This is a genomic window from Conexibacter sp. CPCC 206217, from assembly GCF_030646165.1.
Classification (GTDB): domain Bacteria; phylum Actinomycetota; class Thermoleophilia; order Solirubrobacterales; family Solirubrobacteraceae; genus Conexibacter.
Genome location: NZ_JAUTDO010000001.1, coordinates 883,981 through 908,674 on the forward strand (window position 1 = coordinate 883,981; position 24,694 = coordinate 908,674).

Below are 24,694 nucleotides of genomic sequence, written 5' to 3' on the forward strand. Positions count from 1 at the left end.
CGGGGTCACGTGCCGACCTCCAGCGATCCGGTGCGATGGCGACGGATCTGAGCCGAGACGGCGATCGCGATCACGAGCGCGGCGCCGTTGAAGACGGAGGTCACCCACGGGGCGGCGCCGACGAGCGTCAGCCCGCCGACCATGCTGCCGACGAAGAACAGCCCGAGGAAGGTCCCGAAGACGTTGTACTTGCCCGGCTGCCACGTCGTGGCGCCGAGAAAGACCGCCGCCACCGCGGGGACGATGAAGTTGACGCCGCCGACGGTCGGGTCGCCGTTGCCGGTCGAGGCGATCTGCAGCAGCCCGCCGACCCCCGCGATGACACCTGAGAAGACGAAACTCGTCAGGACCACCGGCTTGACCCGCACGCCCGTGAGGCGCGCCGCACTGAGATTGGAGCCGACGGCGAACAGCGTGCGTCCGTAGACGGTCTGCGTGATCCCGAACCACACGATCACGCCGAGCACGACCGCGAGCACGAACAGGTCCGGGATGCCCAGCAGCGTGCCGCTGCCGAGGTCCGTCAGCGTCTGCGACAGCCCGCTGCTGACCGGGATGCCCTTCGAGTACGCCTGCACCAGGCCGCTGATCACCGTCGCGGTGCCGAGCGTGGCGATCAGCGAGTTGACGCCCAGGTAGGCGACGATCACGCCGTTGACCAAGCCGATCGCGACGCCGACGACGATCGCCAGCACGACGACTGCCACCAGCGGCCAGCCGTGTCTGCTCATCATCCCGGCGCAGAGGATGCTGCTGAAGCCGAGCGTCGAGCCGACCGAGACGTCGAAGCGGCCGCCGATCAGCGGGATCATCAGGGCCAGCGCGAGCACCACGAGCACCGACTGCGTGATCGTGATCGTCTGGAAGTTGGCAGACGTCGCGAACGTGTCCGGCCGCAGCAGACAGAACACCACGACCATGATCGCGAACAGGATCGGCAGCCCGAGCCGCTCGAGCAGCACCGAGAGCGAGGCCCGCGCGGCCTGCGCGTCGTGTCCGGCCGGCGCGGCGTCGTCGCCGTGCGCGACGCTCTGCACGGCGCGGGCGGTCGAGTCTTCGGAAGTTGGAGTCATGTCTGGTCTCCGTCGCTGTACACGAGCTCTGTCAGGCGACTGCGTGTCGCCTGCGCGCCGACGACCTCGCGCGTGATGCGCCCGCCCTGCAGCACCAGCACGCGATCGGAGACGTCGGCAAGCTCCTCGAAATCCGATGCGACGAGGATCGCCCCCATGCCCTCGTCGACCGCGGCGTTGATCGCTGCGTAGAGATCAGCCCGCGCCCCGACGTCGACGCCCTGCGTCGGATCGTCGAGCAGCAGCAGAAGCGGTCTGCGCCGCAGCCACCGGGCGACGATCGCCTTCTGCATGTTCCCGCCCGAGAGCGTGCCGAGCAGCGCCCGATCGCCCGCGGTGCGGATGCCGAACTGCGCGATGTCGGCGCGTGCCGCGGCTCGCTCCATGCCGTGGCGCAGGCGTCCGCCACGGCGGAAGCGGACGATGTCGGCGGCCGAGAGGTTCTCGCGCACCGTCATCGACAGCATCGCCGCGTCCAGCTCGCGGCGCTCGGGGATGTACGCCACCCCGAGCCCCATCATCTGCTGCACGCTCGACGGCTCGACGTCGCGCCCGCCGACGCTGAGTCGCTGCGCCTCGCCCCGGTCGGCGCCGAACAGCATCCGCAGCAGCTCGGTCCGCCCGGAGCCGAGCAGCCCCGCGATCCCGACGATCTCCCCCTGCTTGACGTCGAGGTCGACGCCCTTCAGCGGACCGCCGCGCAGCCCGCGCACCGACAGCGCAGCGGCCGACTGCGGCCGCCGCCGATGGGTGCTCATGACGTTCTCGACGGGACGTCCGACGATCAGGTGGACGAGGTCGCGCTCGCTCAGCCCGCGCGTCGGCCGCGTCTCGACGTGGCGCCCGTCGCGCAGGACCGTCAGCGCGTCGGTCAGGTTGACGATCTCGTCGAGCCGGTGCGAGACGTAGAGGATGCTCTGACCGCGGCGCCCGTATCGGCGCAGGCTCTCCAGCAGCACCTCGACCTCGTGCTCGGGCAGCGCCGCGGTCGGCTCGTCGAGGACGAGCAGCGACGCCGCCCCCTCGCCGTCGTCCCGCTCGTCCTGCAGCGCCCGCGCGATCGCGACCATCGTGCGAGTCGCCGGCCGCAGGTCCCCGATCAGCGACTCCGCCGTCGCCTCGATCTCGAAGCGCTCCAGCAGCCCGTCTGTCCGGCGCCGCAGCCGACGCCAGTCGATCGCGCCGAGCCGCCGCGGGAAGCGGCCGCCCAGCGCGAGGTTCTCGGCGACCGTCATCGTGCCGATGACGCCCGGGTTCTGGTGCACGAAGCGCAGCCCCAGACGCCGGGCGATCTCCGGCGTGTTCGAACGCGCCGCGATCTCCTCTTCTCCGACCAGCAGCTCGCCCGCGTCGCCGCGGTGCACGCCGGCGAGGATCTTGATCAGCGTCGACTTCCCGGAGCCGTTGCCGCCGATCAGGCCGTGGATGCTCCCGTCGCCGACCGCGAAGCTCACGTCGTCGAGCGCCTGCGTCGCGCCGAACGCCTTTGAGACGTGCGACAGGCGCAGCGCGGCGGCGGGCTCCTCGGTCACCCCGACCCGTCGCTCGGCATCCAGCGCGGCGCCGCCGTTCATCTGCCCGTCCACATCTTCGTGTAGATGGCCTTGAAGTCGACCGGCACTCTCACCGGGCTGCCCGGCTCACCGACGTTCTCTCTGTCGACGTAGGCGAAGCCGCTGCCCTCGTTGGGCAGTCTCTCCGGGTCCTCGCCGGCGAGCAGGCGGTTGACCGTGCTGGCGACGCCCCAGGACATCATCTCCCACGGCAGCAGCGTCCCCGAGTTGGCGATCTCCATCCCGCCGCTGCGGATCTTGTCGCGGCTCTGCGTCAGGCCGTCGCCGCAGCAGACGACCTTGTCTCTGGCGAAGATCGGCCCCGCCAGCGAGGAGGCGAGCACGAAGTCGCTCGCGTAGGCGACCGCGTTGGTGCCCGGATGGGCGTTGAGCGCGGTCTGGGCGATCTGCGTGCCGGGATTGGGCCATTGCGCGACGTTGAACCCGGCGTTGTTGAGTCTGCAGTCCGGACAGTTCTCCTTCATGAACTCAGTCCACTTGTCCCAGTATGCGACCCAGAAGACCTGGTCGGCGCCCGAATTGACGTAGGCGACCTCGGGCTTCTCGACGCCCTTCTCTCTCAGCACCGCGAGCATCACCCGCGCGTCGCTGACGCCGCGGTCGGCGAACAGTCTCGCGACGTCTGTGGTGCCGCCGTACCGCGGTGAGACGAACAGCGACGGGCCGCCGTCGAACGCCGGGTTGTCGCAGTTGAGGCCGAACAGGTCGACGACCGGGATCCCGGCCGCCTTGGCGGCCTGCAGCGCGCTCTTGATCGGCGGGCAGTCGACCGACTCGATCACGATCGCGTCGGCCTTGGCGGCGATCGCGGTGCGGATCACCTGGTTCTGAATTGCCGTGCTGCCCTGGGTGTCGGGCGCCTCCACCGTCCAGCCGAGGATCTTCCCGGCGTCTCTGAAGTAGCGGACGCCGTCGGCACATGCCTCGAACTTGTCGCCACAGCCGACCCACCAGATTCTCTTGCCGCTCACCGCTCTCGGGCCGGTCGGCGTCGGGCCCTCCAGTCTGGCGGCCGCCTTCGCCTCGGCGAGCGTCTGTGTCGTGCCGCTCGCGGACGTGCCGGTCTGCGACGTGCTCGCCGGCGACGAGCCCGTGCTCTGGTCCTCAGAGCTGGACGAACCGCAGCCCGCCACCGCCAGCGCCGCGGCGATCACCGCCGCCGCGCTCGCACAGGACGCCTTGCGGATGAGCCGGCGCGTGATCGCGCGCCGCTCGACATGCCTCTCCATGCTGCTCTCCTCCTCGACAGCCTTACGTTGCGTTTTTCACGCTATCTGTTTGTCTGAGTAACTGTCAAGCAGATCATCTGACAGCCGCGAGGGCACGCCGGGCCAGCGGCCGAAAAGACGGCTCATCCCCTGCAAATGGCGGGTTTCTCAGGCGACGTCGAGACGAGGCGCTGTCGCCGCAGGCGCCAACAGGACCGCCACATGGGGCCGTGCAGTCAGCTATTCGCCTCTCGGAGCAGCCCGGCGGCCGCGGAAGGCCGCCGGGCGGTCGCGGGCGGTCGCGGGCGGTCGCCGGCGCCCCGCGGCGGCGGCGCGGCGACCGTCGCGCTAGGCGACGGTCTGCGCGAGCTCGTGCGGGATGATCGAGTCGATCCAGTCCATGTGCTCGGCCATCGCTCTGTGCGCGCCGAGCGGATCCTGCGCCTCGATCGCCGCGAGGATCTTCCGATGCTGCTGCAGCGCCTCGTCGGCAACCAGATAGGTCTGCTGCAGGCTGCGCGACAGCGCGTCACGCAGTCCGGTCACCACCGCCTCCATCGCGCGGTTGCCGCTCGCCTCCGCGATCACGCTGTGGAACTCCAGGTCCGCCTCCATCGTGCGCTCGCGCGAGCTGCCGAGCCCCAGCCGCATCTCGTCGAGCGCGGCGTGCATCCGCCCCAGCAGCTCCGGGGAGCGCCGCACGGCTGCCAGTCGCGCCGTCTCGCACTCGACCAGCCTTCGCATCGCGCCGAGCTCGCGGAGGTCGGCCATCCCCAGCGTCAGCAGCAGCTGCAGCGGGCGGCTGAGCGCGCGGCTCAGCTCGCCCACCACGAACTGGCCGGTCGCCCGGCCCTGTCTGATGACGCCGACCGACTCGAGCATCCGCAGACCCTCGCGCACGGAGGAGCGCCCGACGCCATAGCGCTCGGCCAGCTCTCTCTCGGTCGCGACGAAATCGCCCGACGCGAGGCGATGCTCCGCGATCTCCAGCAGCAGTCTCTCGGCAACGAGCTCGTACGTGTTGGCCCGGGCGATCCTTTCGCTCATCGTTTCCTTCTCTGCCATGACATCGCGGCGTCGTCGACGTGTAGCTAGCGAGAGTATCGATCCACCCCGGCGCATCCCTCACCAGTGAGAGCCGGCGATCAGGCGGCGGCGCTCATGCCCGCACCCAGCCCCCGTCGACGACCAGCGTCTGCCCGGTGATGAACGCGGAGTCGTCCGATGTCAAGAACGACAGCGCGCCGACCAGGTCGGCCGGAAGCTCCGGCCGCTTGATCGCCTGCTGCTGGGAGATCTGCCCGAAGAAGTCCTTCGACGCCTGGACCCCGGACTCGGTCGTCTTCGTGCGCACGACGCTCGGCGCGATCGCGTTCACCGTCACGCCGTCCTCGCCGACCTCCTCGGCGAGACACCGCGTGAAGCCGATGATCCCGCCCTTGCTCGCGGTGTAGTGCGTGAAGCCCGGGAAGCCGGTGTGGAACGTCGTCGAGGCGACGCTCACGATGCGCCCGTATCTGCGCTCGATCATCCCCGGCACGAACGCCTTGCCGAGGTGGAACAACGAGTCCAGGTTCGTCGTCAGGACTCGGCGCCACTCCTCGAAGTCGAGCTCGACGAACGGCGTGTTCGGGTAGATGCCGGCCGAGTGGACGAGAATGTCGACGGAGCCGAGCTCCTCGCCGATGCGCGCGGCAGCCGCGGCGACGGCCTCGGGCGAGGTGATGTCCGTCTCGATCGCCGTCGCGTCTCCGCCTGCGGCGCGACACAGCTCCTCGGTCTCCGCCCCGCCGGCGATGTCGAGGATCGCCACGCGCGCACCGTCCTGCGCCAGCCGCTCGCAGAATGCCTGGCCGATTCCGTTCGAGCCGCCGGTGACGACGGCGAGCTTGCCTTGCTTGCCCAACATCTCTCTCCTCCAGTCGCCCTCTCGACCACCAACGGCAAGAGCGCTTATCTGTTTGTCAGACAAGATAGGCGGTCTGTCAAGCTGGGCACCCGATGCGGGGTCGCAGCTCGCGCCGTCAAGCCTCGCCGTTGAGCTCGGCGACCGCCGCGCCGAACCGGTCCAGCTCCCGCTCGATCTGGCCGCGATCGGCCGACGGAACCCAATGGATGGCCCGCTCGACGCCCGCTGCGCGCAGGCGCTCCAGCGCGGCCGCGTCGGCCGGCGCATCCATCGCGTACACCGGGATGCGCCGCCCGGCCGCCTCGGCGCGGGCACGCAGCTCCGCGATCCGGGGCAGCTCGTCGATCGCGTTGTTGGGAAACCACACGTCGCCGAACGCAAGCACGCGATCGAGCACCGTCGGCCCGTTGCCGCCGACGAGGATCGGCGGGTGCGGACGCTGGACCGGCTTGGGCCAGGAGAGGATCCGCTCGAAGCTCACGTACTCGCCCTGGTAGCTGGCCTCCTCCGCGCTCCAGATCTCCTTCATCGCCTCCACCTTCTCCCGCAGGACCGCCATCCGCACGCGAGCGTCGAGACCGTGATTGGCCATCTCCTCGCGGTTCCAGCCGGCGCCGACGCCCAGCTCCATCCGGCCGCCCGAGAGGTGGTCGACGCTGGCGACCTGCTTGGCGGTGATGATCGGATCGCGCTGGGCGACCAGGCAGATCCCGCTGCCGACACGCAGCCGGGAGGTCGCCTGCGCCGCGGCGGTGAGCGCCACGAAGAGGTCGTACGTATGCAGGTACTTGCGAGCCAGAGGTCTTCCGTCCGGTGCGACGGTGCTGCCTGCCGGGATGTGGGTGTGCTCCGCGAAGTGCAGCGCGACATGCCCGCGCTCCTCCACGAGCGCGGCGAGCACGCCGGGTCCGGTTGCCTCGTGACTCGCGAAGTAGCTGATCGCTGTTTCCATTCGGACCTCGATGCTTCGAGCTCGCGCGGCGGCTTGATGGCGAAACGGCACCTTGGCGGCCGATTCAGCGCACGCTGATCTGTTTCTCAGACAATATGCTTCCGCCCAAGCATGAGCAAGGACGATCCGCTCCCACCACTCAGCGCCGTACGGCTCCAACGCCCTGGTCGTCGGCCGTCGCGGCGACCGACATGCTCCTGGCCGCGTCGGGGCGACGGTGCAGCAGGTTGATGACGATCCCCAGCAGCGCGGTGAGCACGACCATCGCCATCACGATCAGGTGCAGTTGGGTGGCGTACGTGCCGCCGTGGCCGGGGGCTCCGGCGGCCACCGCGGCGGCGGTCGGTGCGGCCAGGTGGCTTCGCAGCAAGGCCGCGAGGACGGCGGCGTAGGCGCCGACGACGACGGCCTCGCTGCCCAGCCGCATGAAGTTCAGGACCCCCGCGGCCGTGCCGCTGCGATCGGGCGGCACGGCGGTGAGCGCCTCGCCGTCGACCAGGCCGATCGGGAGGCCGAATCCGAACCCGAGCAGGATCATCGGCACGACCAGCGCCCACAGCGTCGTCTGCGGTGCGAACAGCAGCAGGCCGACGTCGCCGAGGCAGAGGAGGATCAGGGCGGCGTTGATCACCGTCATCGCCCCGATCTTCGGGATGCGCGCGATCAGGACCGACGCGATGATCGGGCCGGCGAGCACGGGCACTGTCATCGGCAGCATGACCAGGCCCGCGGTGCCGGCCGACATGCCGTGCACGGCGCTGAGCGCGACCGGCAGGTAGCTCAGCACGGTGACGTAGCCGACCGCGCAGGCGACCGGGACCAGGACGATCGCCAGGAACCGCCTGTTGCGCAACAGCGAGAAGTCGACCGCCTTGCGATCCGGGTCGGGCACGATCTCGACGTCCGGCACGAGCCGGTGGCCCAGCAGCGCGACCGCCGGCACGAGGCCGACGAGGCCGAAGACCCCGCGCCAGCCGACCAGCGCGACGAGTCCGCCGGAGATCGTCGGTCCCAGCGCGAGCCCGAGGCCGAGCGTGGCGCCGAACAGCGCGAACGCGCGGTTGCGGGCGGCGCCGGTGAACGTGTTGGACAGCAGCGCGGACGCACCCGTCGCGATCGCCGATCCGCCGGCGCCGGCGAGGACTCGGGCGACGTCGAGCATCAACAGGGTGCTCGCGACGGCGCTCAGGATCGACGCCGCGAGCATGATCACCAGTCCCAGCAGGAACGTCGTGCGATAGCCGACGTGATCGGAGGCGACGCCCCAGACGAGCACGAAGAGGGCGAAGGCGACGTTGAAGCCGTTGATCACCCACTGCAGCGCGGTCGCCGAGTCGCCGAGGTCGTCGGAGATCGCCGGGAGCGCGATCGCGGTGCCCGAGATGCTGATCGGCATCACGAACACCGCCAGCAAGGCCACCGCGAGGAACAGCCGCTGCCGGCGGACCGCGTCGTCCGACGCGCTCACTGATCCGGCATCAGGTCGACCAGCACGGTTCCGCTGCCGTCCGTTCGGCGCAGGCGCTCGAGCGCCGGGCCGAGCGTGTCGAGCGTGAACCGCTGCGCGACGCGGAACAACTCGGGGCGGGTGCGGGCCAGCACCTCGACGCGTGCGACGTCCGCGGCGCGGTCGCCTGCCGCGACCGCTTCGAGCCAGCGGCTGACGCTGACGCCCTCCAGGCGCAGCTCGGTCGGCAGCAGCTCGGACGCGCGCATCCCGACCGGCTCGCCGGACAGGTCGCCCCACTGCAGGACTGACCCTCCGCGCGCGAGAAAGGCCCACAGCGCGTGGCCGTCGGGGCCGCCGTGGGCGTCGGCGACGGCAGCCGCGGCACGGCCGTCGAGGATCCGCGCGAGCTCCGCGCGCCAGCCCGCGTCGCTGGTCGCGACCGCCGGCACGCCGAAGCCGGCGGCGACGCGCTCCGCCGACGCGACCCTGCGCACGACGGCGACGACGTCGTAGCCGCGGTCCTGCGCGTCGGCGAGAAGGATGCGTCCCAGGGCCGAGGCGGCGCCCGAGACGATCAGCGGGCCGTCGTCGCCCGTCCGCGCCGTTGTGCGCTCGAACGCTCGCAGCACCATCTGGGCCGTCAGCGCGTTGACGTACAGCTGCGCGGCGACGTCGTCGGGGACCTCGTCGGAGACGGCGAAGACCCGCTCGGGCGTCAGCGCGATCCGCTCGCGCACGACGCCCCAGGCGGGGAACGTCCCGACGCGGTCGCCGGGCGCGAGGGGGCTGTCGGCCGGCGCGTGCTCCACGATGCCGACCGCTTCGCTGCCGAGCGGCCGCTCGCCCGCCCCGAGCAGATTGCCGAGGTGCAGCGCCGCGCGCCGCACCCGCACCGTCACGAGGTCAGATGCTGGTTCGGGATCGTCGACGTCACGCACGAACGGGACGCCGGAGGGATCCAGGAAAGCGGCCTTCATATCGCAACGTGGTCGTCAGGTAACAGGTCGATCATGCGTGCCTCCAAGCACTTGGCCCCGCCGAGGGGCTGGGGTACCGCAACCGTAGCAATGTTATTGGTCGACCATTCACAAATACGCTAGGCTCTCGTTCATGGCACGCCCCCGAACCTTTGACGAAGCCGACGTGGTCGTCACCGCGCGCGAGCTGTTCTGGCAGCGCGGCTTCGACGGCGCCAGCATGAGCGACCTCTGCGAGGCGACCGGCGTCGCCTCGCAAAGCCTGTACCGCGTCTTCGGCAGCAAGCACGGGCTGTTCGTCCGCACGCTCGAGGACTACTGCGACCGCCAGCTGGCCGGCCTCGCACGCGCGCAGGGCGCCGATCGCCCCCCGTGGGAGTGGTTGATGGCGGCGGTCACCTTCGAGGACGGCGGGCGCGTCGACCTCGGACCGGACGGCTGCTTCCTCTCCTCGTCGAGCACCGCTCGCTCGCGCATCGACGCCGACGTCCGCGCCGCCGCGCAGCGCACCTACGAGCGCATCCGCGAGCTGTTCGCTGTCATGCTCGAGCGCGCTCGCGCGGCCGGCGACGTGCGTGCCGACATCGATGTCGACGACGCGGCGATGGCGCTGCTGACCGCGATGCAGGGGATCGAGTTCCTGCGCAAGTCCGGCATCCAGGAGGAGCGCTTCGAGCAGGCCAAGCGCTCCACCGTCGCGATGCTCACCGCCGCGTACGCCGGCGCGACCGCATGAGCGCCGCGCCGGCCGGCGCGGGCTGCGCCCACAGTCCGCCGAGGCCTTCGGGGCCACGGGCGATGCGCGCCGCGTCGGCGTCTTCCACCTCGGCGAGCGTCGGCGGCGACCACGCCGGCTGACGGTCCTTGTCGACCACCATCGCGCGGATCCCCTCCGCGAAGTCGGCCGTGCCCAGCAGCCCGCACGAGGTCCGCAGCTCGGCTTCGAGGCATGCCTCCAGCGTTCTCAGCCCGGCCGCGCGGCGAAGTGCGGCAAGCGTCACCTTGACGGAGGTCGGCGAGGCCGCGGAGAGCGCGGCGAGCGGCTCCTCCCTTCCCGCGACCAGCAGGCGCGCCGCGATCTGCTCGGCGTCGTCGCCGGCGTAGCAGGCGTCGATCGCCTCGCGCTCGGAGGCGAGCGCCGCCGCGGGCGGCGGCCCGCTGCGCTGCGTGGCCGCGTCGATCGCCGCGGCCGGGTCGCCGTCGCGCAGGTCGGCGACCAGCTGCTCCAGCTCGGCGGCGGCGACAAAGCGGTCGGCGAAGCCGCACGCGAGCGCGTCCCCGGCGCCGATCCGCGCAGCCGTCAGGCCGATGTGGGTGCCGAGCTGCCCCGGCGCGCGCGACAGCAGGAACGTGCCGCCGACGTCGGGCGCGAAGCCGATCATCGTCTCCGGCATCGCCCATGTCAGCCGCTCGGTCGCGACGCGGTGGCGGGCGTGGCCGCTGAGGCCGACGCCGCCGCCCATCACGACGCCGTCCATCAGCACGACGACGGGCTTGGATGACGCCGCGATGCGCGCGTTGAGGTGGTACTCCTCGCGCCAGAAGCGCTCCGCGAAGCCGTCGCCGTCGAGCGCTGACCGGCGCAGCGCGACGATGTCGCCGCCGGCGCAGAAGCCGCGCTCGCCGGCGCCGTCCAGCAGCACCGCGCGCACGCGCGGGTCCCGCTCCCAGCCGGCCAGCGCCGCGTCGATCGCGCGCACCATCGGCAGCGTCAGCGCGTTGATCGCGCGCGGGCGGTTGAGCGTGATGCGGCCGAGCGCGCCCTCGACGCCGACGATGACCTCGTCCATCCGCTCAGCCCGGGAAGTTGAGGCTGACGCGCGACTGCTCGTCGGCCGGCCAGCGGCTCGTGACGACCTTTCCGCGCGTGTAGAAATGGAAGCCCTCCGGCCCGTACAGGTGCGTGTCGCCGAACAGCGAGTCGCCCCAGCCGCCGAAGCTGTAGTAGCCGACGGGGACGGGGATCGGCACGTTCACGCCGACCATGCCGGCCTGCACCTCCTGCTGGAAGCGACGCGCGGCGGCGCCGCTGGAGGTGAAGATCGCGGCGCCGTTGCCGTACGGATTGCTGTTGATCAGCGCGAGCGCGTCGTCGAGCGTCTCGGCGCGCGTGATGCCGAGCAGCGGACCGAAGACCTCGTCGTCGTAGACGTCCATCCCGGGCTCGACGCCGTCGAGCACCGTCGGGCCGACGAAGTACCCGTCGCGCGCGGTCGCCGGCGCGTCGCGGCCGTCGAGCACGACGCGCGCGCCGGCGCGCGCGCCGCGCTCGATGTAGTCGACCACGCGGTCGCGGGCGGCCCGCGTGATCAGCGGCCCCATCTCGGAGCCTTCCTCTGCCGCGGCGCCGATTCTCAGCGCCCGCACGCGCTGCGCGACCGCCTCCACGAGCGGCTCGGCGACCGCGCCGACGGCGACCGCGACGGAGATCGCCATGCAGCGCTGGCCGGCGGAGCCGAACGCAGCCGAGACGACCGCGTCGGCCGCCTGCCCGACGTCGGCGTCCGGCAGCACGACGACGTGGTTCTTCGCGCCGCCGAGCGCCTGCACGCGCTTGCCGCGCGCTGCGGCGCGCTCGTAGACGGCGCGCGCGATCGGCGTCGAGCCGACGAAGCTGACCGCCGCCACCTCCGGGTGGTCGATCAGGCCCTCGACAGCGGCACGGTCCCCCTGCACGACGTTGAGCACGCCGGGCGGGACGCCGGCCTCGGCCGCCAGCTCGGCCAGCAGCAGCGACGCCGACGGATCGCGCTCGGACGGCTTCAGCACGAACGTGTTGCCGCACGCCAGCGCGACGGGGAACATCCACAGCGGAACCATCGCGGGGAAGTTGAACGGCGTGATGCCGACGCAGACGCCGACCGGCTGACGCAGCGAGAAGGTGTCGATCCCACCGGCGACCTGCGGCGAGTAGGAGCCGCGCAGCAGCTGCGGCGCCGCGCACGCCAGGTCGACGATCTCCAGCCCGCGCGCGATCTCTCCCGCAGCGTCGTCGAGCACCTTGCCGTGCTCGGAGGAGATGATCCGCGCCAGCTCCCCAGCGTGGGCGAGCAGCGCCCCGCGCAGCCTGTGGATGATCGGCAGCCGGCGCGACATCGGCAGCGTCCCCCAGGCGGCGCCGGCGGCGACCGACGAGGCGACGGCGGCGTCGACCGTCGCAGCGTCGGCGAGCGCGACCGCCTTCGTCGCGGCACCGGTCGCGGGATCGTGGACCGGGAGCGTCGCGGCGCCGGGCGCGCTGACGCGCCCGCCGTCGATCCAGTGCTCGACGAGGGAGTTCGCGCCGGCAGTCGTCTCGGTGCCGGCCTGCTGGGTGGAGGACATGCGCCGACGATAGGCAAGCCGGCACCGCCGTCCAATAGAGGACACCTCCACTTGAAGTAGTTCTCGGTGTGCACTCCCTCCATGGCGCTACGCGGTCCCCGCGGCGATGATCGTCGCCCGCAAGCAGCGAGAGAGAGCGAGTCAGCGATGCGAGCCGCCGTCGTCCGGCAGCCGTCGGGCCCCTTCGAGATCGAGCAGGTGCGAGACCCCGAACCGGCGGCGGGCGAGATCCTCGTGCAGGTCGCCGCCTGCGGCGTCTGCCACACCGACCTTCACGTCCACGACGGCAGCGTCCCGTTCCCCTTTCCGTGCGTGCTCGGCCACGAGGTGTCGGGCAAGATCGCCGCCGTCGGCGACGGCGTCGTCGACCTGCGGGTGGGCGATCGCGTTGCCGCCGGGTTCATCATGCCGTGCGGCAGCTGCCGGCTCTGCGTCGCCGGCCGCGAGGAGCTGTGCGAGCGGTTCTTCGCCCACAACCGGCTCAACGGGACGCTCTACGACGGTCGCACGCGACTCTATGACGCCGACGGGGGACCATTGGCGATGTACTCGATGGGCGGCCTCGGCGAGCTCGCCGTGATGCCCGAGCTGGCGGCCGCGCGGATCCCCGCCGGGCTGCCGCTCGCCGACTCGGCGATCTTCGGCTGCGCGATGCTGACCGCCTACGGCGCCGCCCACCACGTCGCGGCGCTCCAGCCCGGCGAGTCGGTCGCCGTCGTCGGCGCCGGCGGGGTCGGGATCAGCCTCGTGCAGGTAGCCCGCGCGCTCGGCGCCGCGCAGGTGATCGCCGTCGACCTCGCCGCCGACAAGCTCGCCGCCGCGCAGCGCGCCGGTGCCGGTGCGGTCGTCGACGCCAGCGCCGTCGATCCCGTCGCCGCGGTGCGGGAGCTGACCGACGGCCGCGGCGCCGACGTCGTGTTCGAGGCGATCGGACTGCCGGCGACGTTCCGGCAGGCGACCGAGATGGCCGCCGACGGCGGCCGCTGCACGATGATCGGGATCGCGCCGGCCGGCCGCCTCGGCGAGGTCGAGATCACCCGCCTGGTGCGGCGCAAGCTGCAGATCCTGGGCTCCTTCGGCGGCCGTCCGCGGACGGATCTCGCCGAGCTGATGCGGATGACGCTCGCCGGGCTGCTCGATCCTACCGCGGCGATCGGCCGGCGCTTCTCGCTCGACCAGGTCGACGAGGCCTACGGGCTGCTGGCGCGCGGCGAGATCGTCGGCCGCGCGATCGTCGAGATGTGACGGCGACGGCGGGGGCTCTACCCTGCACCGCATGTCCGCATCCGCCGACGACGAGCTGCTCGCGATCGAGCTGCTCGCCGGCGGCGCTTCGCTGGAGCAGCTGGCGCAGCGTCTCGCACGGGCGCGCGCCGACGCCATCGACGACGAGGACGCGCGCGAGCGCCTCGACGCGCTGGAGGCCGCAGCGCAGCAGCTCTACCGGATGCGCGCGGAGGACCGCCGGCGGCTGCAGGCGATGGCGGTGCTCAACCGCACCACGGCAGACCTCGCCGGCCTGCTCGACGTGGACGACCTGCTGCAGACGATCTGCAGCCGCGCGCGGACGCTGCTCGGCACCGACACCGCGTACATCACGCTGATCGACGAGCAGCGCGGCGACACGTTCGTGCGCGCCACGTCCGGCGTCGTCTCAGCCAGCTTCCGCCGCATGCGGCTCGGCTTCGGCGTCGGGCTCGGCGGGCTCGTCGCCGACAGCGGCATCTCGGTCGCGACCAGCGACTACAGGGCCGACGACCGCTTCGCCCACGCGAGCAGCGTCGACCGGCTCGTCGAGGCGGAGGGCCTGCGCGCGATCGTCGGCGTCCCGCTGCGACGGCGCGACGAGGTGCTGGGCGTGCTGCTGTCGGGCTCCCGCACCACGCGTCCGTTCGAGCCAGGCGACGTGGCGCTGTTCGAGACGCTTGCGACGCACGCCGCGATCGCGATCGAGAACGCCCACCTGTTCGAACGCGCGCGCGACAGCTATCGCGAGCTGCAGCGCACCAGCGCAGCGCTCAGACAGCGCAACCGCGAGGTGCAGGAGGCCGCCGCGCTGCACCAGCAGCTCGCGACGCTCGTCGCCGAGGGCGGCTCGGCCGACGAGGTGCTGGAGGAGGTCGGCCGTCGCGTCGGGGGTCGCCTGGAGCTGCTCGCCGACGACGAGCCGGAGCAGGCCGGCGCCGCACGCGCCGACACGGGCGCCGCCGGCGCGAGTGCCGGCGCACACGTCGGCGCCGGCGTGCGCGACTTCCCCGTCGCGGTCGCGCTCGGCGGCGACCGTGTCGCACGCCTGCGCTGGTGGCCGCCCGACGGCGGCGCGGACGACTTCCACGCCGAGCTGGTGCAGCGCAGCGCGGTGATACTCGCCGGGCTGCTGCTCGCCCAGCGCGCCCGCTCCGACGTCGACCACCGTCGCCGTGCCGAGTTCCTGACGGCGCTGCTGGAGCCCGGCGAGCCGGCGGCCGAGCTGGTCGCGCGGGGCGCGGCACGGATCGGCCTGTCGCTGAAGGCGCCGGCCATCCTGCTCGTCGCCGACCCGCCGCCGAGATCGGACCGCTGGGCGCAGCTGCGGATCACCCGCGCCGCCGCCGCCGAGAGCGGGGCGGCCGGCGAGCTGGACGGCCACGTCGTCGTGCTCGTGCCGGGCGACGACGCGGGCGCGGTGGCCGAGCGCTGGGCGAAGCTGCTCGCCGCCGACGGCGCGCCGGCGGCGGCGGGCGTCAGCGAGCCGGCGGCCGGCATCGCGGGACTGCGCAGCGCCTACCGCGAGGCGCGCGACGCGCTCGGGCTGCGACGCGCGCTCGGCCACGACGCCGGGATCGCGCGCGCCCGCGAGCTGGGGCTGTTCGCGCTCGTCTTCGGACACGGACCACCGGACGGCCTGCACGACTACCTGCGGCGCACGCTCGGACCGCTCCTGGACCACGACGCCGCACGTGGCGAGCCCACGCTGCTGACGACGCTGGAGGCGTACTTCGAGGAGCAGGGCCAGCTCACCCGCACCGCACGCCGGCTCGACATCCACGTCAACACGGTCTACCAGCGCCTGGAGCGGCTCGACGCGCTGCTCGGCAGCGACTGGCGGACCCCTGACAGACAGCTCGAGCTCGCCTTCGCGATCCGCGCCAACCGCATCGCCGCCGACCTCGGCCACGAACGGAGAAGGCCGGCGTGAACCAGCCGACCTCCTGACCCGGCGGCCGGCTCGCCGTCAGCCCGCCCCGCGCCCCGCACGCGCATCGGCGACGGCGCGGATCCCCTCGGCGAAGCCGGGCGTCGAGAGGAAGTCGCACGAGATGCGCAAGCCGTGCGCGAGGCACTCCTCCAGCGTCGGCAGGCGGGCCGCGGCTCGCAGCGCCCGCAGCGCCACGGCGACGGCCGCCGGCGGCTGCCGCGCGAGCGTCTCGCCCGCCCGTCGCGCTTCCGCCTCCGGACGAGCGCGCAGCGCGGCGAGGATCTCCGTCGCGTCGTCGTGCGCGTACGCCGCGGCGATCCACGGCCACGCCTGCGCCAGCGTCCCGCGCGGCACCAGCCGCGTCGACGAGAGCGAGGCGACGCGGCGCCCGAGCGCGGCATACACGTCGCCTTCGCAGAGGTCCTCGGTGAGCGCGGCGAGCGCGGCGGAAGGCACCACGACGTCGGCCAGCCCCACGGTCAGCGCGTCGCGCGCGCCGACGCGCGCGCCCGTCAGCGCAAGGTGCGTGCCGAGCTCGCCGGGCGCGCGTGAGAGCAGCCACGTGCCGCCGACGTCGGGCGCGAAGCCGATCGACACCTCGGGCATGGCGGCATCCAGCCGCTCTGTCGCGACGCGGTGCGAGGCGTGCCCGGCGAGGCCGATCCCGCCGCCCATCACGATCCCGTCCATGATCGCGACGATCGGCTTGGGATAGCGTGCGATGCGGGCGTTGAGGTGGTACTCGGCCCGCCAGAAGGCGCGCGCCGCCGCGCCGTCGGAGAGCGCCGACTGCCGCAGTGCGACGACGTCGCCCCCGGCGCAGAAGCCGCGCTCGCCGGCGCCGTCCAGCAGCACGACGCGCACCTCGGGATCGTCTTCCCAGGCGCGCAGCGCCGCGTCGAGCGTGTCGACCATGGGCGTGGTCAGCGCGTTGATCGCGCGCGGCCGGTCGAGCGTCAGGTGACCGAGGGCGCCCTCGCGCGCGACGCAGACGCCCGCGCCCGCCGCGCCGCGCAGCCGCCGCTCGCCGGGCGCCGTCATCGTCGCCTCACCTCAGCCGTCGGTATGCCGCGGGCCGAATGAGGCAGGCGAGGCGGTCGGATCGTGCGGCCGGTGCGCGCGGCCTCGCGCGCGGCCACGGCGACGGCCAGCGCACGCAGCCCGTCGAGGCCGCTGGAGGCCGGCTCGCCGACGCCCGCGATCGCCGCCTGGAACGCGGCGACGCCCACCGCGTACGGATCCTCGTACGGGGGCGTCGCGAGCAGCCTCTCGACGTCGCGGCGCCACAGCGACAGGCGCGTGCCGGGCGCGACCGAGAGCCCGTCGGAGGCGATCGCCGCCGCTTCGGTCCCGAGCAGCTCCAGACGCGTGCCCGCGTGGTCGAGCGTGAGCGTGGCGTCGAAGCCGACCAGCGTCCCGCCCGCGGTCGCCATCGTCCCGGCGGCCGTCTGAGCGACGGAGCGCGGCGCATGGGCCGTCATCGCGCTGACCGCGACGATCTCGTCGTCGAGCAGGAAGCGCACGAGATCGGCTTCGTGGACGATCAGGTCGAGGATCACGCCGCCGCCGGCGCCGCTGGTGCGGCGCCAGTCGTGGGCGACGTCGACCGCGAAGCGATGCGCCAGCGAGATGCTCTGGATCTGGCCCAGCTGGCCGTCCGCGACCAGCTCGCGCAGGCGCCTGATCCAGGGCAGGCAGCGCAGATGCTGGTCGACGGCCAGCACGACTCCGGCGCGCGCGCAGGCATCGACCATCTCGGTGCCGGCCGCGACGTTCGTCGCCAGCGGCTTCTCACAGAAGACGTGCTTGCCCGCCGCGGCGGCCGCCAGCACCTGATCGTGGTGGCGGTCGTTCGTCGAGCTGACGTAGACCGCGTCGATCGCGGGATCGGCGAGCAGCTCGTCGACCGTCGCGCAGGCGCGCGGCACCGCGTGCTCGGCCGCGAACCGCCGCGCGCGCTCGAGCGAGCCGCTGGCGACCGCCTCGATCGTGGCGCCCGGCGCGCTGCGGATCGCCGCGACCATCCGCTTGCCGGCGATCGCGCTCGCTCCGATCAGGCCCCAGCCGATCGGTCGCGACGATGCGCGCGGACCGTCCGCGCCGAGCGCCGCCTGCGTGCCGCCTGCGCTCATCTCGCGCCCGCGTCCCGGCGGATCGCGGAGCGGTAGCCGGCGTTGAGACCGCCGTCGACGACCAGCGGCACGCCGACGACGAGGCTGGCGTCGTCGGAGGCGAGGAAGGCCGCGACGGCGGCGATCTCCTGCACCGTCCCGAACCGCCCGATCGGCTGCGCGCCGCCGAGCGCCGCGCGCCCGTCGACGCCGTGGGCGTCGAACTCGGCGATCAGCCGGTCCATCATCGGCGTCTCGATCATCCCGGGGCAGATCGCGTTGACGCGGATGCCGAGATGCGCGACCTGCAGCGCAACCGACTTCGTCAGCACGGTGATCGCGCCCTTGGAGGCGCTGTAGGCGGGAAAGCCCGGCGACGCGTTGATGCCGGCGCCGCCCGAGCTCATGTTGATGATCGAGCCCGCGCCCTGCCGGCGCATGTGCGGCAGGACGAACTTGGTGCAGAGGAACGTGCCCGTGAGGTTGATCCGCAGGATCCGCTCCCACTCCTCCAGCTCCAGCTCGTCGACGTCCTGCATCGCCTCCTGCACCCCGGCGTTGTTGACGAGCACGTCGATCCGGCCGAGCTCGGCCGCGACGCGCGCCACGACCGCCTCCACCTCGGCGGGGTCGCCGACGTCGAGCCGTGCGAAGCGCGCCTGGGCGCCGCCGTCGCGCAGTCGCTCGGCGAGTTGCTCCCCGAGCCGCGCGTCGAGGTCGGCGACGACGACGAGCGCGCCCTCCGCCGCGAACCGCTCGCAGATCGCGCGCCCGTTCCCGCTGCTGCCGCCCGTCACCAGCGCGACGCGCTCGTGCAGTCGCCCGGCGTGTCCGGCGATGGTCATGCGATCAGTCCCTTCAGCGCATCGGAGAACGTTCCCAGCGCGGCGGCGATGCGGGGCACCTGGAGCGCCTCGCCGCGGCGGGCGGCGTCGAGCGTCTCCCACCGCTCGGCGTCAGTCGCCCCGTACAGCATGCTGGTCGCGACGCGGAAGCGCAGCGCATCCTCGGACTCGCCGAACGCGGCCGCCCCGAGCACCACGACGCCGAATCGCTCCAGCAGCGCGGCGGCCAGCTGCGGTCCGCTCGCGATGCCGTTGGCGGCCAGCGGCTCCGCCAGCGCACTGAAGTCCGGATAGACGTAGAAGGCGCCGCCCGGCGGCCGGCAGCTCGCGCCGGCCGCCAGCACCAGCTCGTGCGCCCCGCGCACGACCTGCGTGTGCAGGGCGCGCGAGTCGGCGACGTGCGCGACGATCTCCGGCGGCTCCGCGAAGCCGACCTCGGCGGCCGCCGCGATCGGCGGCGGGAGGCACGACCACAGCTCGCTGCCGATCGCCATCGCCGCGGCGGCGACGGTCCGCCCCAGCGGCGTCTGCGGCATCCGCACGTAGCCGACGCGCCAGCCGCCGAGCGCCAGCGACTTGCTCAGCCCGCCGGTCGCGAAGACGTTGTCGGGATCGAGCTGCGCCGCGCTGACGAACTGCCGCGGATCGTGCGCGAGGTCCTGGTAGATCTCGTCGGCGACGACGAACAGGTCCAGCTCGCGCGCCGTCGCCAGCACCTCGCCCAGCAGCTCGCGCCCAGCGAGCGTCCCGGTCGGGTTGTCCGGATTGGTGATGAAGAGGACCCGCGGCCGGCTGCCGCGCGCGCGTGCGGCCCGCACCGCTTCGCGCAGCAGCTGCGGGTCCGGCACCCCGCCGACGTCCGCCGGCGTCGGCACGCGCACGACCGCGCGCTCGCGCAGGCGGGCGTGGCCGGCGTAGCTGACCCAGGAGGGCGTCGTCACGACGACGTCGCCGCCGAGCGCCAGCGCGACGGCGTAGATGCCGGCCTTGCTGCCGGGCGTCACCACGACCGTCTCGGCCGTTGCGCTCACGCCGCGCCGCGCGAGGAAGCCGGCGACCAGCTCGCGCAGGTGCGGCGAGCCGCCGACCGGCCCGTAGCGCGCGTCTGCGGCCGCCTCCACGAGCGCGTCGACGAGCGCGCGCGGCAGCGGCAGGCCGGCGTCGCCGAAGCCGAGGTGGACGACCGGCTCGCCGCGTGCGGCGCGCTCGCGCGCGAGCTGGTTGGCGGCCAGCGTCGCCGAGATCGGCGGCGGTTCGAGCACGAGCGCCGAGGCGCCTCCGTCGCGATCAGACATCGGCGCCGACCGTGACCGCGGCCTTCACGACGCCGTCGCGCCGCTCGGCGACCGCCAGCAGCGCCTGCTCGAGATCCCCCCAAGCGAACTGGGCGTTGACGAGCTGCTCGTAGGGGAACTCGCCGTCGGCCAGCAGCTGCGCGCCGAGCGGCAGCAGCCCGTTCGGCGCCGCCCACGAGCCGCGCAGCTGCAGCCGGTTGTGGTGGATCCAGTCGACGTCGATCGGCACCGCGCCCGGTCCGTCGACGCCCGGCGTCGGACGGCCGCCGCCGGCCGCCTCGCCCATGAACACGACGATCCCGCCGAAGCGGCACATCAGCAGCGAGTCCTGCACCGAGCGCACCGTGGCGGTGTTCATGACCGCGTGGACGCCCTCGCCGCCGGTCAGCTCCAGCACGGCGGCGACGGGATCGCCGTCGTCGCGCGAGATGCACGCGGTCGCGCCGAGCTGCTCGCAGAGCGCGAAGCGCGAGGCGTCGGCGGCCGTGCCGACGACGATGATCCGGCGTGCGCCGCGCAGCTTCGCGACGCGCACCGCCAGCATCCCGATCGGGCCCGGTCCGACGATCGCGACGCTGCTCTCGAGCCCGACCTCGGCGAGGCGGTTGATGTCGAACGCCATCCCCATCGGCTCCAGCAGCACGGCCGCGCGGTCGGGGATCCCGTTGGTCTTCCAGACGATCCGGCGGTCGACCGCGACGCGCTCGGCGAAGAAGTCAAGTCTGAGCGTGCGGGCGCGGTTGGTGCAGTCGGCCATGCGGCCCATCAGGCAGCCGCGGCAGTAGCCGCAGGCCGCGCGCACCTGCGCGGCGACCGTGTCGCCGACGACGAGCCCGTCGACGTCGTCGCCGACGCCGACCACCTCGGCGACCAGCTCATGGCCGAAGCGCTCCCAGTCCTTCGCGAGCGAGCGGGCACGCTGGATGTCGGTCCCGCAGATGCCGACCAGCTTGGGGCGCAGCAGCACCTGGCCGGGCCCGGGCTCCGGCTCGGCGACATCGCGGAACTCGACTCTGAACGGTGCCTTCAGGAATGCGGCTCTCATCGTGTCGGCTCCTTGTCGGCGGCGAGCGCGGCGATGTTCGCGAGGCTGCGCCGGCTCCACTCGTGCACGTCCTCGGGGTCGCAGTACGGGTCGAGCGTCAGCCACCCGTCGAAGCCCTCCGTCGCGAGCCCGGCGAGGATCTCGCGCCACGGCAGCGCGCCGTCTCCGACCGCGGTCGAGCGGGCGTGGCGGCGGTCGCCGTCGCGCAGCACGCGGCGGTCCTCGCCGTCGTCGGCGACGCTGTCGAGCACGACGCAGTCCTTCAGGTGGACGTTGACGACGTACGGCCGCAGCGTCTCGTAGGCGGCGAGCGGGTCGACGTCGCAGAGGACGAAGTTGACAGGGTCGAAGGCGAGCGCGAGGCGCTCCCGGCCGACCGCCTCGACCAGCTCGCCGAGCGCCTGCGGCGAGCGCGCGACGTTGACGCGCGCGGCGTCCTCGGCGCGATGGTCGAAGTTGTTCTCGACCACGAGCGTCACGCCGACCGCCTCGGCCTCCCGCGCCAACGGCGTCAGCGAGCGCGCGAGGTCGTCGACACGCTCGGCGACGCGCTCCGGCGGCGGCGGCGCGAGGTACAGCTGCACGTAGGGAGCCTCGAGCGCGACCGCCTCCTCGATCGCGGTGCGCGTCGCGTCGGCGGCGAAGCGCTCCAGCGCCGGCGCGCCGAAGCGGCCGCGCGAGGTGTCCTGGTTGACGGTGTAGGCGGTCAGCCCGTGCCGGTCCAGCAGCTCGCGGTAGTCGTCGAGCGGGAGCGCGCCGCGGTTGGACGGCCAGTAGTCGAGCTTGTCGACGCCGAGCTGCGCGAACTCGGCCGCGAGCGCGTCGGGGCTGCCGCGGAAGTCGTGGCCGGCGATGCCGAGTCCCTGTGCGCTCGGCACCACGTCGCTGATCTGAGTCATCGTGTCATCGCTCTCGTTGTGGTCCAGGTCCCGATCCGCGGCCGCAGCCAGTCGAGGCTCGCTCGGCTCCAGCCGATCGTGTCGCGCGGCTCGCAGTGGGGGTCCAGCGTCAGCCAGCCGTCGAAGCCGTCGGCGGCGAGTCCGGCGATCAGCCGTTCCCAGCCCGTCGTGCCGGCGCCGACGACGGCGGCACGAGCGGCGAGGCCGTCGCCGTCGCCGTCGCGCAGCACGCTGCGGTCGTGCGACGGTACGTCGGCGACGAGGGCGCGGTCGACCGGCACGCAGTCCTTCAGGTGGACGTTGACGACGTGCTCGCGCATCGTCGCGAACGCGGCGGCGGGGTCGACGCCGCCGAGCACGAAGTTGCAGTGGTCGACGGTCAGCCGCAGGCGGTCGGCGCCAACCGCCTCCACCAGCGCGCAGAGCGCCTGCGGCGAGCGCGCGAGGTTGCGCCGCTGCGGATCCTCCCAGCGGTGGTCGAAGTCGTTCTCGACCAACAGCGCGATGCCGTGCTCGTGCGCCTGCGCCGCCGCCGGCGCGAGCGCCTCGGCGACCGCCGCGACCCGCTGCGCCAACGTGCCCGCGGCCGGCGGGCCGAGGTACAGCTGGACGTAGCGAGCGCCGAGCGCGACGGCGCGCTGGACCCCTTCGCGCGCCGCCGCGAGCGCCGCCTCCCGCTCTGCGGGCGGTCCGAAGCGGCCGCGGCCGGTGTCCGCGTTGACGGCGTACACCGTGACGTCGTGCTCTGCGAGCAGCTCGGCGTAGGCGTCGAGCGAGAGGTCGCCGAGGTTCGACGGCCACAGCTCCAGCGCGTGCAGCCCGAGCTCGCCGCCGAGCGCCGCGAGCGCCTCCCGCGGCGTGCCGCCGAGGTCGTGCCCGGCGATGCCGAGCCGCGGTGCGCGCACGTCAGTGGTCATGCCCGCCCTTCTCGGCGAGGTTGTGCGGAACGGGGTGCGCTCCGCCGACCATCAGCCGCACGACCTCCTCGATCGAGGTCTCCTCGCAGCGCATGTCGGCGACCTTGTGGCCGCGCAGCATCACGACGATGCGGTCGGCGACCTCGAACACCTCCGGCATGCTGTGGCTGACCAGCACGACGCCGAGGCCCGAGCGCTTCAGCGTGCCGATCAGCTCGGCCACCTTGCGCTGCTCGGGCACGCCGAGCGCGGCAGACGGCTCGTCCATGATCACCAGACGCGCCTGCCAGTGCACGGCGCGCGCGATCGCGACGGCCTTCTTCTGGCCGCCCGAGAGGACTCTGATCGGCGCGTCGATGTCCTTCAGCTCGATGTCGAGCGTCTTCAGCGTCTCGCGCGCCTGCTCGCGCATCGCCTTGCGCGCGAGCCGCGAGCCCCACCGCCGCGACAGCCGCAGCTCGCGGCCGAGGAAGATGTTCGCCGCGGCGTCGAGGTTCTCGCAGCACGCGAGATCCTGGAAGATCGTCTCGATCCCGCGGTCGCGCGCCTCGGTCGGGGAGCCGAGCGACACCTCCGCCCCGTCGATCGCGATCGTCCCGCTGGAGGGCGGGAAAACGCCGGAGGCGAGGTTCATCAGCGTCGTCTTGCCGGCGCCGTTGTCGCCGACGACGGCCACGCACTCGCCGCCATGGACGCTGAAGCTGACGCCCTCGGCCGCCGTGACGGCTCCGAATCTGCGCGTCGCGTTGCGAAACTCCAACCGCGGCGGCTCCACCGCTGCGGACGACTCGACCGCGGCGCTCATGACAGCTCCGTGCGAGCGCGGTCGACGACGACGGCCAGCACGATCACGAGCCCGACAGCGATGAACTGCCAGTACGGGTTGACGCCGAGGATCACGAGCCCGTTCTGGATCACGGCGATGATCAGCACGCCGACGAGCGTGCCGCCGACGTTGCCGGCGCCGCCGAACATCGACGTGCCGCCGATCACGACCGCGGCGATCGACTGCAGCAACGTCGCGTCGCCGGTGATCGCGGAGCCGCTGGTGAAGCGCAGCACGTAGACGAGCCCCGCGATCCCCGCGAGCACCGAGCAGAGCACGAACGTCATCATCGACGTGCGTCTGACCGCGACGCCCGCGCGCCGCGCCGCGTTGCGGTTGCCGCCGACTGCGTAGACGTGCCGGCCGAAACGGGTCTTGGCCAGGATCCACCAGCCGGCGACGAACAGCGCGCCGACCAGCACGACCATGTTCGGCACGATCCCGGTGACGTCGCGCAGCTCGCGCTGGCTGAGGCCGTCGGGCGTGCTGAAGAACGACAGCGAGCCGTCGTGCAGATAGGCGACGTACCCGTTGCCGACCTGGTTGAGCGCGTTGGTGTCGAGGCTGACCGGCTGCCCGTGCGACAGCAGCAGGCCGATCCCCTGGGCGACGCCGTAGATGCCGAGCGTCGCGATGAACGGCGGGATCCGCAGGCCCTCGACGATCGCTCCGTTGGTGACGCCCGCGACGACGCCCACGCCGATCGCCACGCCGACGCCGACGAGCACCAGCAGGACCGCGGAGGTGTCCGCCCCCAGCGCGTTCATCGCGAGCGCCGCCAGGACCGAGGAGACGCCGGCGACGAAGCCGGCGGAGAGGTCGATGCCGCCGGTCATGATCACGAACGTCTGTCCCAGCGCCAGCAGCGCGAGGATCGAGGCGTTGAGCAGGATGCTCTGGAAGTTGAAGACGTCGAAGAAGCCCTGGCCGGTGATCGAGAAGACGATCAGAAGCACGAGCAGGAACATCCACGACCACTGGCGCAGCAGCGTCGCGACGCCCTCCGCGAGCGCCTTGTGCTGGCTGCGCGTGGATGCGGCCTCGGCGATCACGACGCCACCGAGCCCGGGCCCTGGCCGGCAGCGGGACGGACTGTCCCGCCGCCGGCGGT

General features: G+C 73.0%; 22 protein-coding genes. 3 read left to right on the forward strand and 19 right to left on the reverse strand.

Annotation, left to right across the window (positions count from 1 at the left end; translation table 11 throughout):
* Window positions 1-5: 5 nt before the first annotated feature.
* The 8 genes from Q7L65_RS04225 to Q7L65_RS04260 all read right to left on the reverse strand — a co-directional run bounded on the left by Q7L65_RS04225 (window position 6) and on the right by Q7L65_RS04260 (window position 9,143).
* Window positions 6-1,073: an ABC transporter permease gene (locus Q7L65_RS04225; protein WP_304718997.1), complete on the reverse strand. Its 1,068-nt coding sequence runs from the start codon at window positions 1,071-1,073 to the stop codon at window positions 6-8.
* On the reverse strand, window positions 1,070-2,647 hold the full coding sequence (locus Q7L65_RS04230; protein WP_304718998.1) for a sugar ABC transporter ATP-binding protein: 1,578 nt from the start codon (window positions 2,645-2,647) through the stop codon (window positions 1,070-1,072). Before Q7L65_RS04230 ends, Q7L65_RS04225 begins: the two co-directional genes overlap by 4 nt.
* Window positions 2,644-3,876 (reverse strand): substrate-binding domain-containing protein, encoded by a 1,233-nt coding sequence (locus tag Q7L65_RS04235; protein ID WP_304718999.1) that lies wholly within the window; start codon window positions 3,874-3,876, stop codon window positions 2,644-2,646. Before Q7L65_RS04235 ends, Q7L65_RS04230 begins: the two co-directional genes overlap by 4 nt.
* 327 nt (window positions 3,877-4,203) lie before the next feature.
* Complete coding sequence (locus Q7L65_RS04240) at window positions 4,204-4,902, reverse strand: FadR/GntR family transcriptional regulator (protein WP_304719000.1); 699 nt, start codon at window positions 4,900-4,902, stop codon at window positions 4,204-4,206.
* 112 nt (window positions 4,903-5,014) lie between these two features.
* Window positions 5,015-5,764 (reverse strand): SDR family NAD(P)-dependent oxidoreductase, encoded by a 750-nt coding sequence (locus Q7L65_RS04245; RefSeq protein ID WP_304719001.1) that lies wholly within the window; start codon window positions 5,762-5,764, stop codon window positions 5,015-5,017.
* A gap of 115 nt (window positions 5,765-5,879) precedes the next feature.
* A complete protein-coding gene (locus Q7L65_RS04250) occupies window positions 5,880-6,875 on the reverse strand; it encodes a TIGR03619 family F420-dependent LLM class oxidoreductase (protein WP_304719002.1) in 996 nt (331 codons plus the stop codon).
* Window positions 6,856-8,184 (reverse strand): MFS transporter, encoded by a 1,329-nt coding sequence (locus Q7L65_RS04255; RefSeq protein WP_304719003.1) that lies wholly within the window; start codon window positions 8,182-8,184, stop codon window positions 6,856-6,858. Before Q7L65_RS04255 ends, Q7L65_RS04250 begins: the two co-directional genes overlap by 20 nt.
* Window positions 8,181-9,143, reverse strand: coding sequence for a hypothetical protein (locus Q7L65_RS04260; protein WP_304719004.1), 963 nt, complete (start codon window positions 9,141-9,143; stop codon window positions 8,181-8,183). The genes Q7L65_RS04255 and Q7L65_RS04260 overlap by 4 nt, the downstream gene beginning before the upstream one ends.
* Window positions 9,144-9,276: 133 nt before the next feature.
* Here Q7L65_RS04260 and Q7L65_RS04265 point away from each other — a divergent pair, with 133 nt between their 5' ends.
* Entirely contained in the window at window positions 9,277-9,879 is a 603-nt protein-coding gene (locus Q7L65_RS04265) for a TetR/AcrR family transcriptional regulator (protein ID WP_304719005.1), read from the forward strand.
* Here Q7L65_RS04265 and Q7L65_RS04270 read toward each other — a convergent pair.
* Both Q7L65_RS04270 and Q7L65_RS04275 read right to left on the reverse strand, forming a co-directional pair.
* On the reverse strand, window positions 9,848-10,933 hold the full coding sequence (locus Q7L65_RS04270; protein ID WP_304719006.1) for an enoyl-CoA hydratase/isomerase family protein: 1,086 nt from the start codon (window positions 10,931-10,933) through the stop codon (window positions 9,848-9,850). The two genes, Q7L65_RS04265 and Q7L65_RS04270, sit on opposite strands and share 32 nt — an antisense overlap.
* Before the next feature lie 4 nt (window positions 10,934-10,937).
* Complete coding sequence (locus tag Q7L65_RS04275) at window positions 10,938-12,467, reverse strand: CoA-acylating methylmalonate-semialdehyde dehydrogenase (protein ID WP_304719008.1); 1,530 nt, start codon at window positions 12,465-12,467, stop codon at window positions 10,938-10,940.
* A gap of 147 nt (window positions 12,468-12,614) precedes the next feature.
* Between Q7L65_RS04275 and Q7L65_RS04280 the strand changes: the two genes are divergently transcribed.
* Window positions 12,615-13,712: a zinc-binding dehydrogenase gene (locus Q7L65_RS04280; protein WP_304719010.1), complete on the forward strand. Its 1,098-nt coding sequence runs from the start codon at window positions 12,615-12,617 to the stop codon at window positions 13,710-13,712.
* A 31-nt stretch (window positions 13,713-13,743) separates the two neighbouring features.
* On the forward strand, window positions 13,744-15,645 hold the full coding sequence (locus Q7L65_RS04285; protein ID WP_304719011.1) for a GAF domain-containing protein: 1,902 nt from the start codon (window positions 13,744-13,746) through the stop codon (window positions 15,643-15,645).
* A 36-nt stretch (window positions 15,646-15,681) separates the two neighbouring features.
* Here Q7L65_RS04285 and Q7L65_RS04290 read toward each other — a convergent pair whose 3' ends face one another.
* The 9 genes from Q7L65_RS04290 to Q7L65_RS04330 are packed head-to-tail and all read right to left on the reverse strand — an operon-like array spanning window position 15,682 to window position 24,635.
* The gene (locus Q7L65_RS04290) at window positions 15,682-16,686 is read right to left on the reverse strand and encodes an enoyl-CoA hydratase/isomerase family protein (RefSeq protein WP_304719012.1); all 1,005 of its coding nucleotides are present in this window, start codon (window positions 16,684-16,686) and stop codon (window positions 15,682-15,684) included.
* Complete coding sequence (locus Q7L65_RS04295) at window positions 16,683-17,777, reverse strand: Gfo/Idh/MocA family protein (protein ID WP_304719013.1); 1,095 nt, start codon at window positions 17,775-17,777, stop codon at window positions 16,683-16,685. Before Q7L65_RS04295 ends, Q7L65_RS04290 begins: the two co-directional genes overlap by 4 nt.
* The gene (locus Q7L65_RS04300) at window positions 17,774-18,601 is read right to left on the reverse strand and encodes an SDR family NAD(P)-dependent oxidoreductase (protein ID WP_304719014.1); all 828 of its coding nucleotides are present in this window, start codon (window positions 18,599-18,601) and stop codon (window positions 17,774-17,776) included. Before Q7L65_RS04300 ends, Q7L65_RS04295 begins: the two co-directional genes overlap by 4 nt.
* Entirely contained in the window at window positions 18,598-19,896 is a 1,299-nt protein-coding gene (locus tag Q7L65_RS04305) for a pyridoxal phosphate-dependent aminotransferase (RefSeq protein ID WP_304719015.1), read from the reverse strand. The genes Q7L65_RS04300 and Q7L65_RS04305 overlap by 4 nt, the downstream gene beginning before the upstream one ends.
* Window positions 19,889-20,941, reverse strand: a complete 1,053-nt coding sequence (locus tag Q7L65_RS04310; RefSeq protein ID WP_304719016.1) for a zinc-binding dehydrogenase — start codon at window positions 20,939-20,941, stop codon at window positions 19,889-19,891. Before Q7L65_RS04310 ends, Q7L65_RS04305 begins: the two co-directional genes overlap by 8 nt.
* Window positions 20,938-21,840 carry a sugar phosphate isomerase/epimerase gene (locus tag Q7L65_RS04315; RefSeq protein ID WP_304719017.1) on the reverse strand — a complete coding sequence of 301 codons (903 nt, stop codon included), beginning with the start codon at window positions 21,838-21,840 and terminating at the stop codon, window positions 20,938-20,940. Before Q7L65_RS04315 ends, Q7L65_RS04310 begins: the two co-directional genes overlap by 4 nt.
* Window positions 21,837-22,757, reverse strand: coding sequence for a sugar phosphate isomerase/epimerase (locus Q7L65_RS04320; protein WP_304719018.1), 921 nt, complete (start codon window positions 22,755-22,757; stop codon window positions 21,837-21,839). The genes Q7L65_RS04315 and Q7L65_RS04320 overlap by 4 nt, the downstream gene beginning before the upstream one ends.
* Window positions 22,747-23,562, reverse strand: coding sequence for an ATP-binding cassette domain-containing protein (locus Q7L65_RS04325; protein ID WP_304719019.1), 816 nt, complete (start codon window positions 23,560-23,562; stop codon window positions 22,747-22,749). Before Q7L65_RS04325 ends, Q7L65_RS04320 begins: the two co-directional genes overlap by 11 nt.
* Window positions 23,559-24,635 carry an ABC transporter permease gene (locus Q7L65_RS04330; protein WP_304719020.1) on the reverse strand — a complete coding sequence of 359 codons (1,077 nt, stop codon included), beginning with the start codon at window positions 24,633-24,635 and terminating at the stop codon, window positions 23,559-23,561. Before Q7L65_RS04330 ends, Q7L65_RS04325 begins: the two co-directional genes overlap by 4 nt.
* Between the last annotated feature and the right edge of the window lie 59 nt (window positions 24,636-24,694).

Coding starts and splice junctions, on each gene's coding strand:
- Q7L65_RS04225 (WP_304718997.1), bottom strand. CDS start 1,073: ATGACTCCAACTTCCGAAGACTCGACCGCCCGCGCCGTGCAGAGCGTC.
- Q7L65_RS04230 (WP_304718998.1), bottom strand. CDS start 2,647: ATGAACGGCGGCGCCGCGCTGGATGCCGAGCGACGGGTCGGGGTGACC.
- Q7L65_RS04235 (WP_304718999.1), bottom strand. CDS start 3,876: ATGGAGAGGCATGTCGAGCGGCGCGCGATCACGCGCCGGCTCATCCGC.
- Q7L65_RS04240 (WP_304719000.1), bottom strand. CDS start 4,902: ATGAGCGAAAGGATCGCCCGGGCCAACACGTACGAGCTCGTTGCCGAG.
- Q7L65_RS04245 (WP_304719001.1), bottom strand. CDS start 5,764: ATGTTGGGCAAGCAAGGCAAGCTCGCCGTCGTCACCGGCGGCTCGAAC.
- Q7L65_RS04260 (WP_304719004.1), bottom strand. CDS start 9,143: ATGAAGGCCGCTTTCCTGGATCCCTCCGGCGTCCCGTTCGTGCGTGAC.
- Q7L65_RS04265 (WP_304719005.1), top strand. CDS start 9,277: ATGGCACGCCCCCGAACCTTTGACGAAGCCGACGTGGTCGTCACCGCG.
- Q7L65_RS04270 (WP_304719006.1), bottom strand. CDS start 10,933: ATGGACGAGGTCATCGTCGGCGTCGAGGGCGCGCTCGGCCGCATCACG.
- Q7L65_RS04275 (WP_304719008.1), bottom strand. CDS start 12,467: ATGTCCTCCACCCAGCAGGCCGGCACCGAGACGACTGCCGGCGCGAAC.
- Q7L65_RS04280 (WP_304719010.1), top strand. CDS start 12,615: ATGCGAGCCGCCGTCGTCCGGCAGCCGTCGGGCCCCTTCGAGATCGAG.
- Q7L65_RS04285 (WP_304719011.1), top strand. CDS start 13,744: ATGTCCGCATCCGCCGACGACGAGCTGCTCGCGATCGAGCTGCTCGCC.
- Q7L65_RS04290 (WP_304719012.1), bottom strand. CDS start 16,686: ATGACGGCGCCCGGCGAGCGGCGGCTGCGCGGCGCGGCGGGCGCGGGC.
- Q7L65_RS04295 (WP_304719013.1), bottom strand. CDS start 17,777: ATGAGCGCAGGCGGCACGCAGGCGGCGCTCGGCGCGGACGGTCCGCGC.
- Q7L65_RS04300 (WP_304719014.1), bottom strand. CDS start 18,601: ATGACCATCGCCGGACACGCCGGGCGACTGCACGAGCGCGTCGCGCTG.
- Q7L65_RS04305 (WP_304719015.1), bottom strand. CDS start 19,896: ATGTCTGATCGCGACGGAGGCGCCTCGGCGCTCGTGCTCGAACCGCCG.
- Q7L65_RS04310 (WP_304719016.1), bottom strand. CDS start 20,941: ATGAGAGCCGCATTCCTGAAGGCACCGTTCAGAGTCGAGTTCCGCGAT.
- Q7L65_RS04315 (WP_304719017.1), bottom strand. CDS start 21,840: ATGACTCAGATCAGCGACGTGGTGCCGAGCGCACAGGGACTCGGCATC.
- Q7L65_RS04320 (WP_304719018.1), bottom strand. CDS start 22,757: ATGACCACTGACGTGCGCGCACCGCGGCTCGGCATCGCCGGGCACGAC.
- Q7L65_RS04325 (WP_304719019.1), bottom strand. CDS start 23,562: ATGAGCGCCGCGGTCGAGTCGTCCGCAGCGGTGGAGCCGCCGCGGTTG.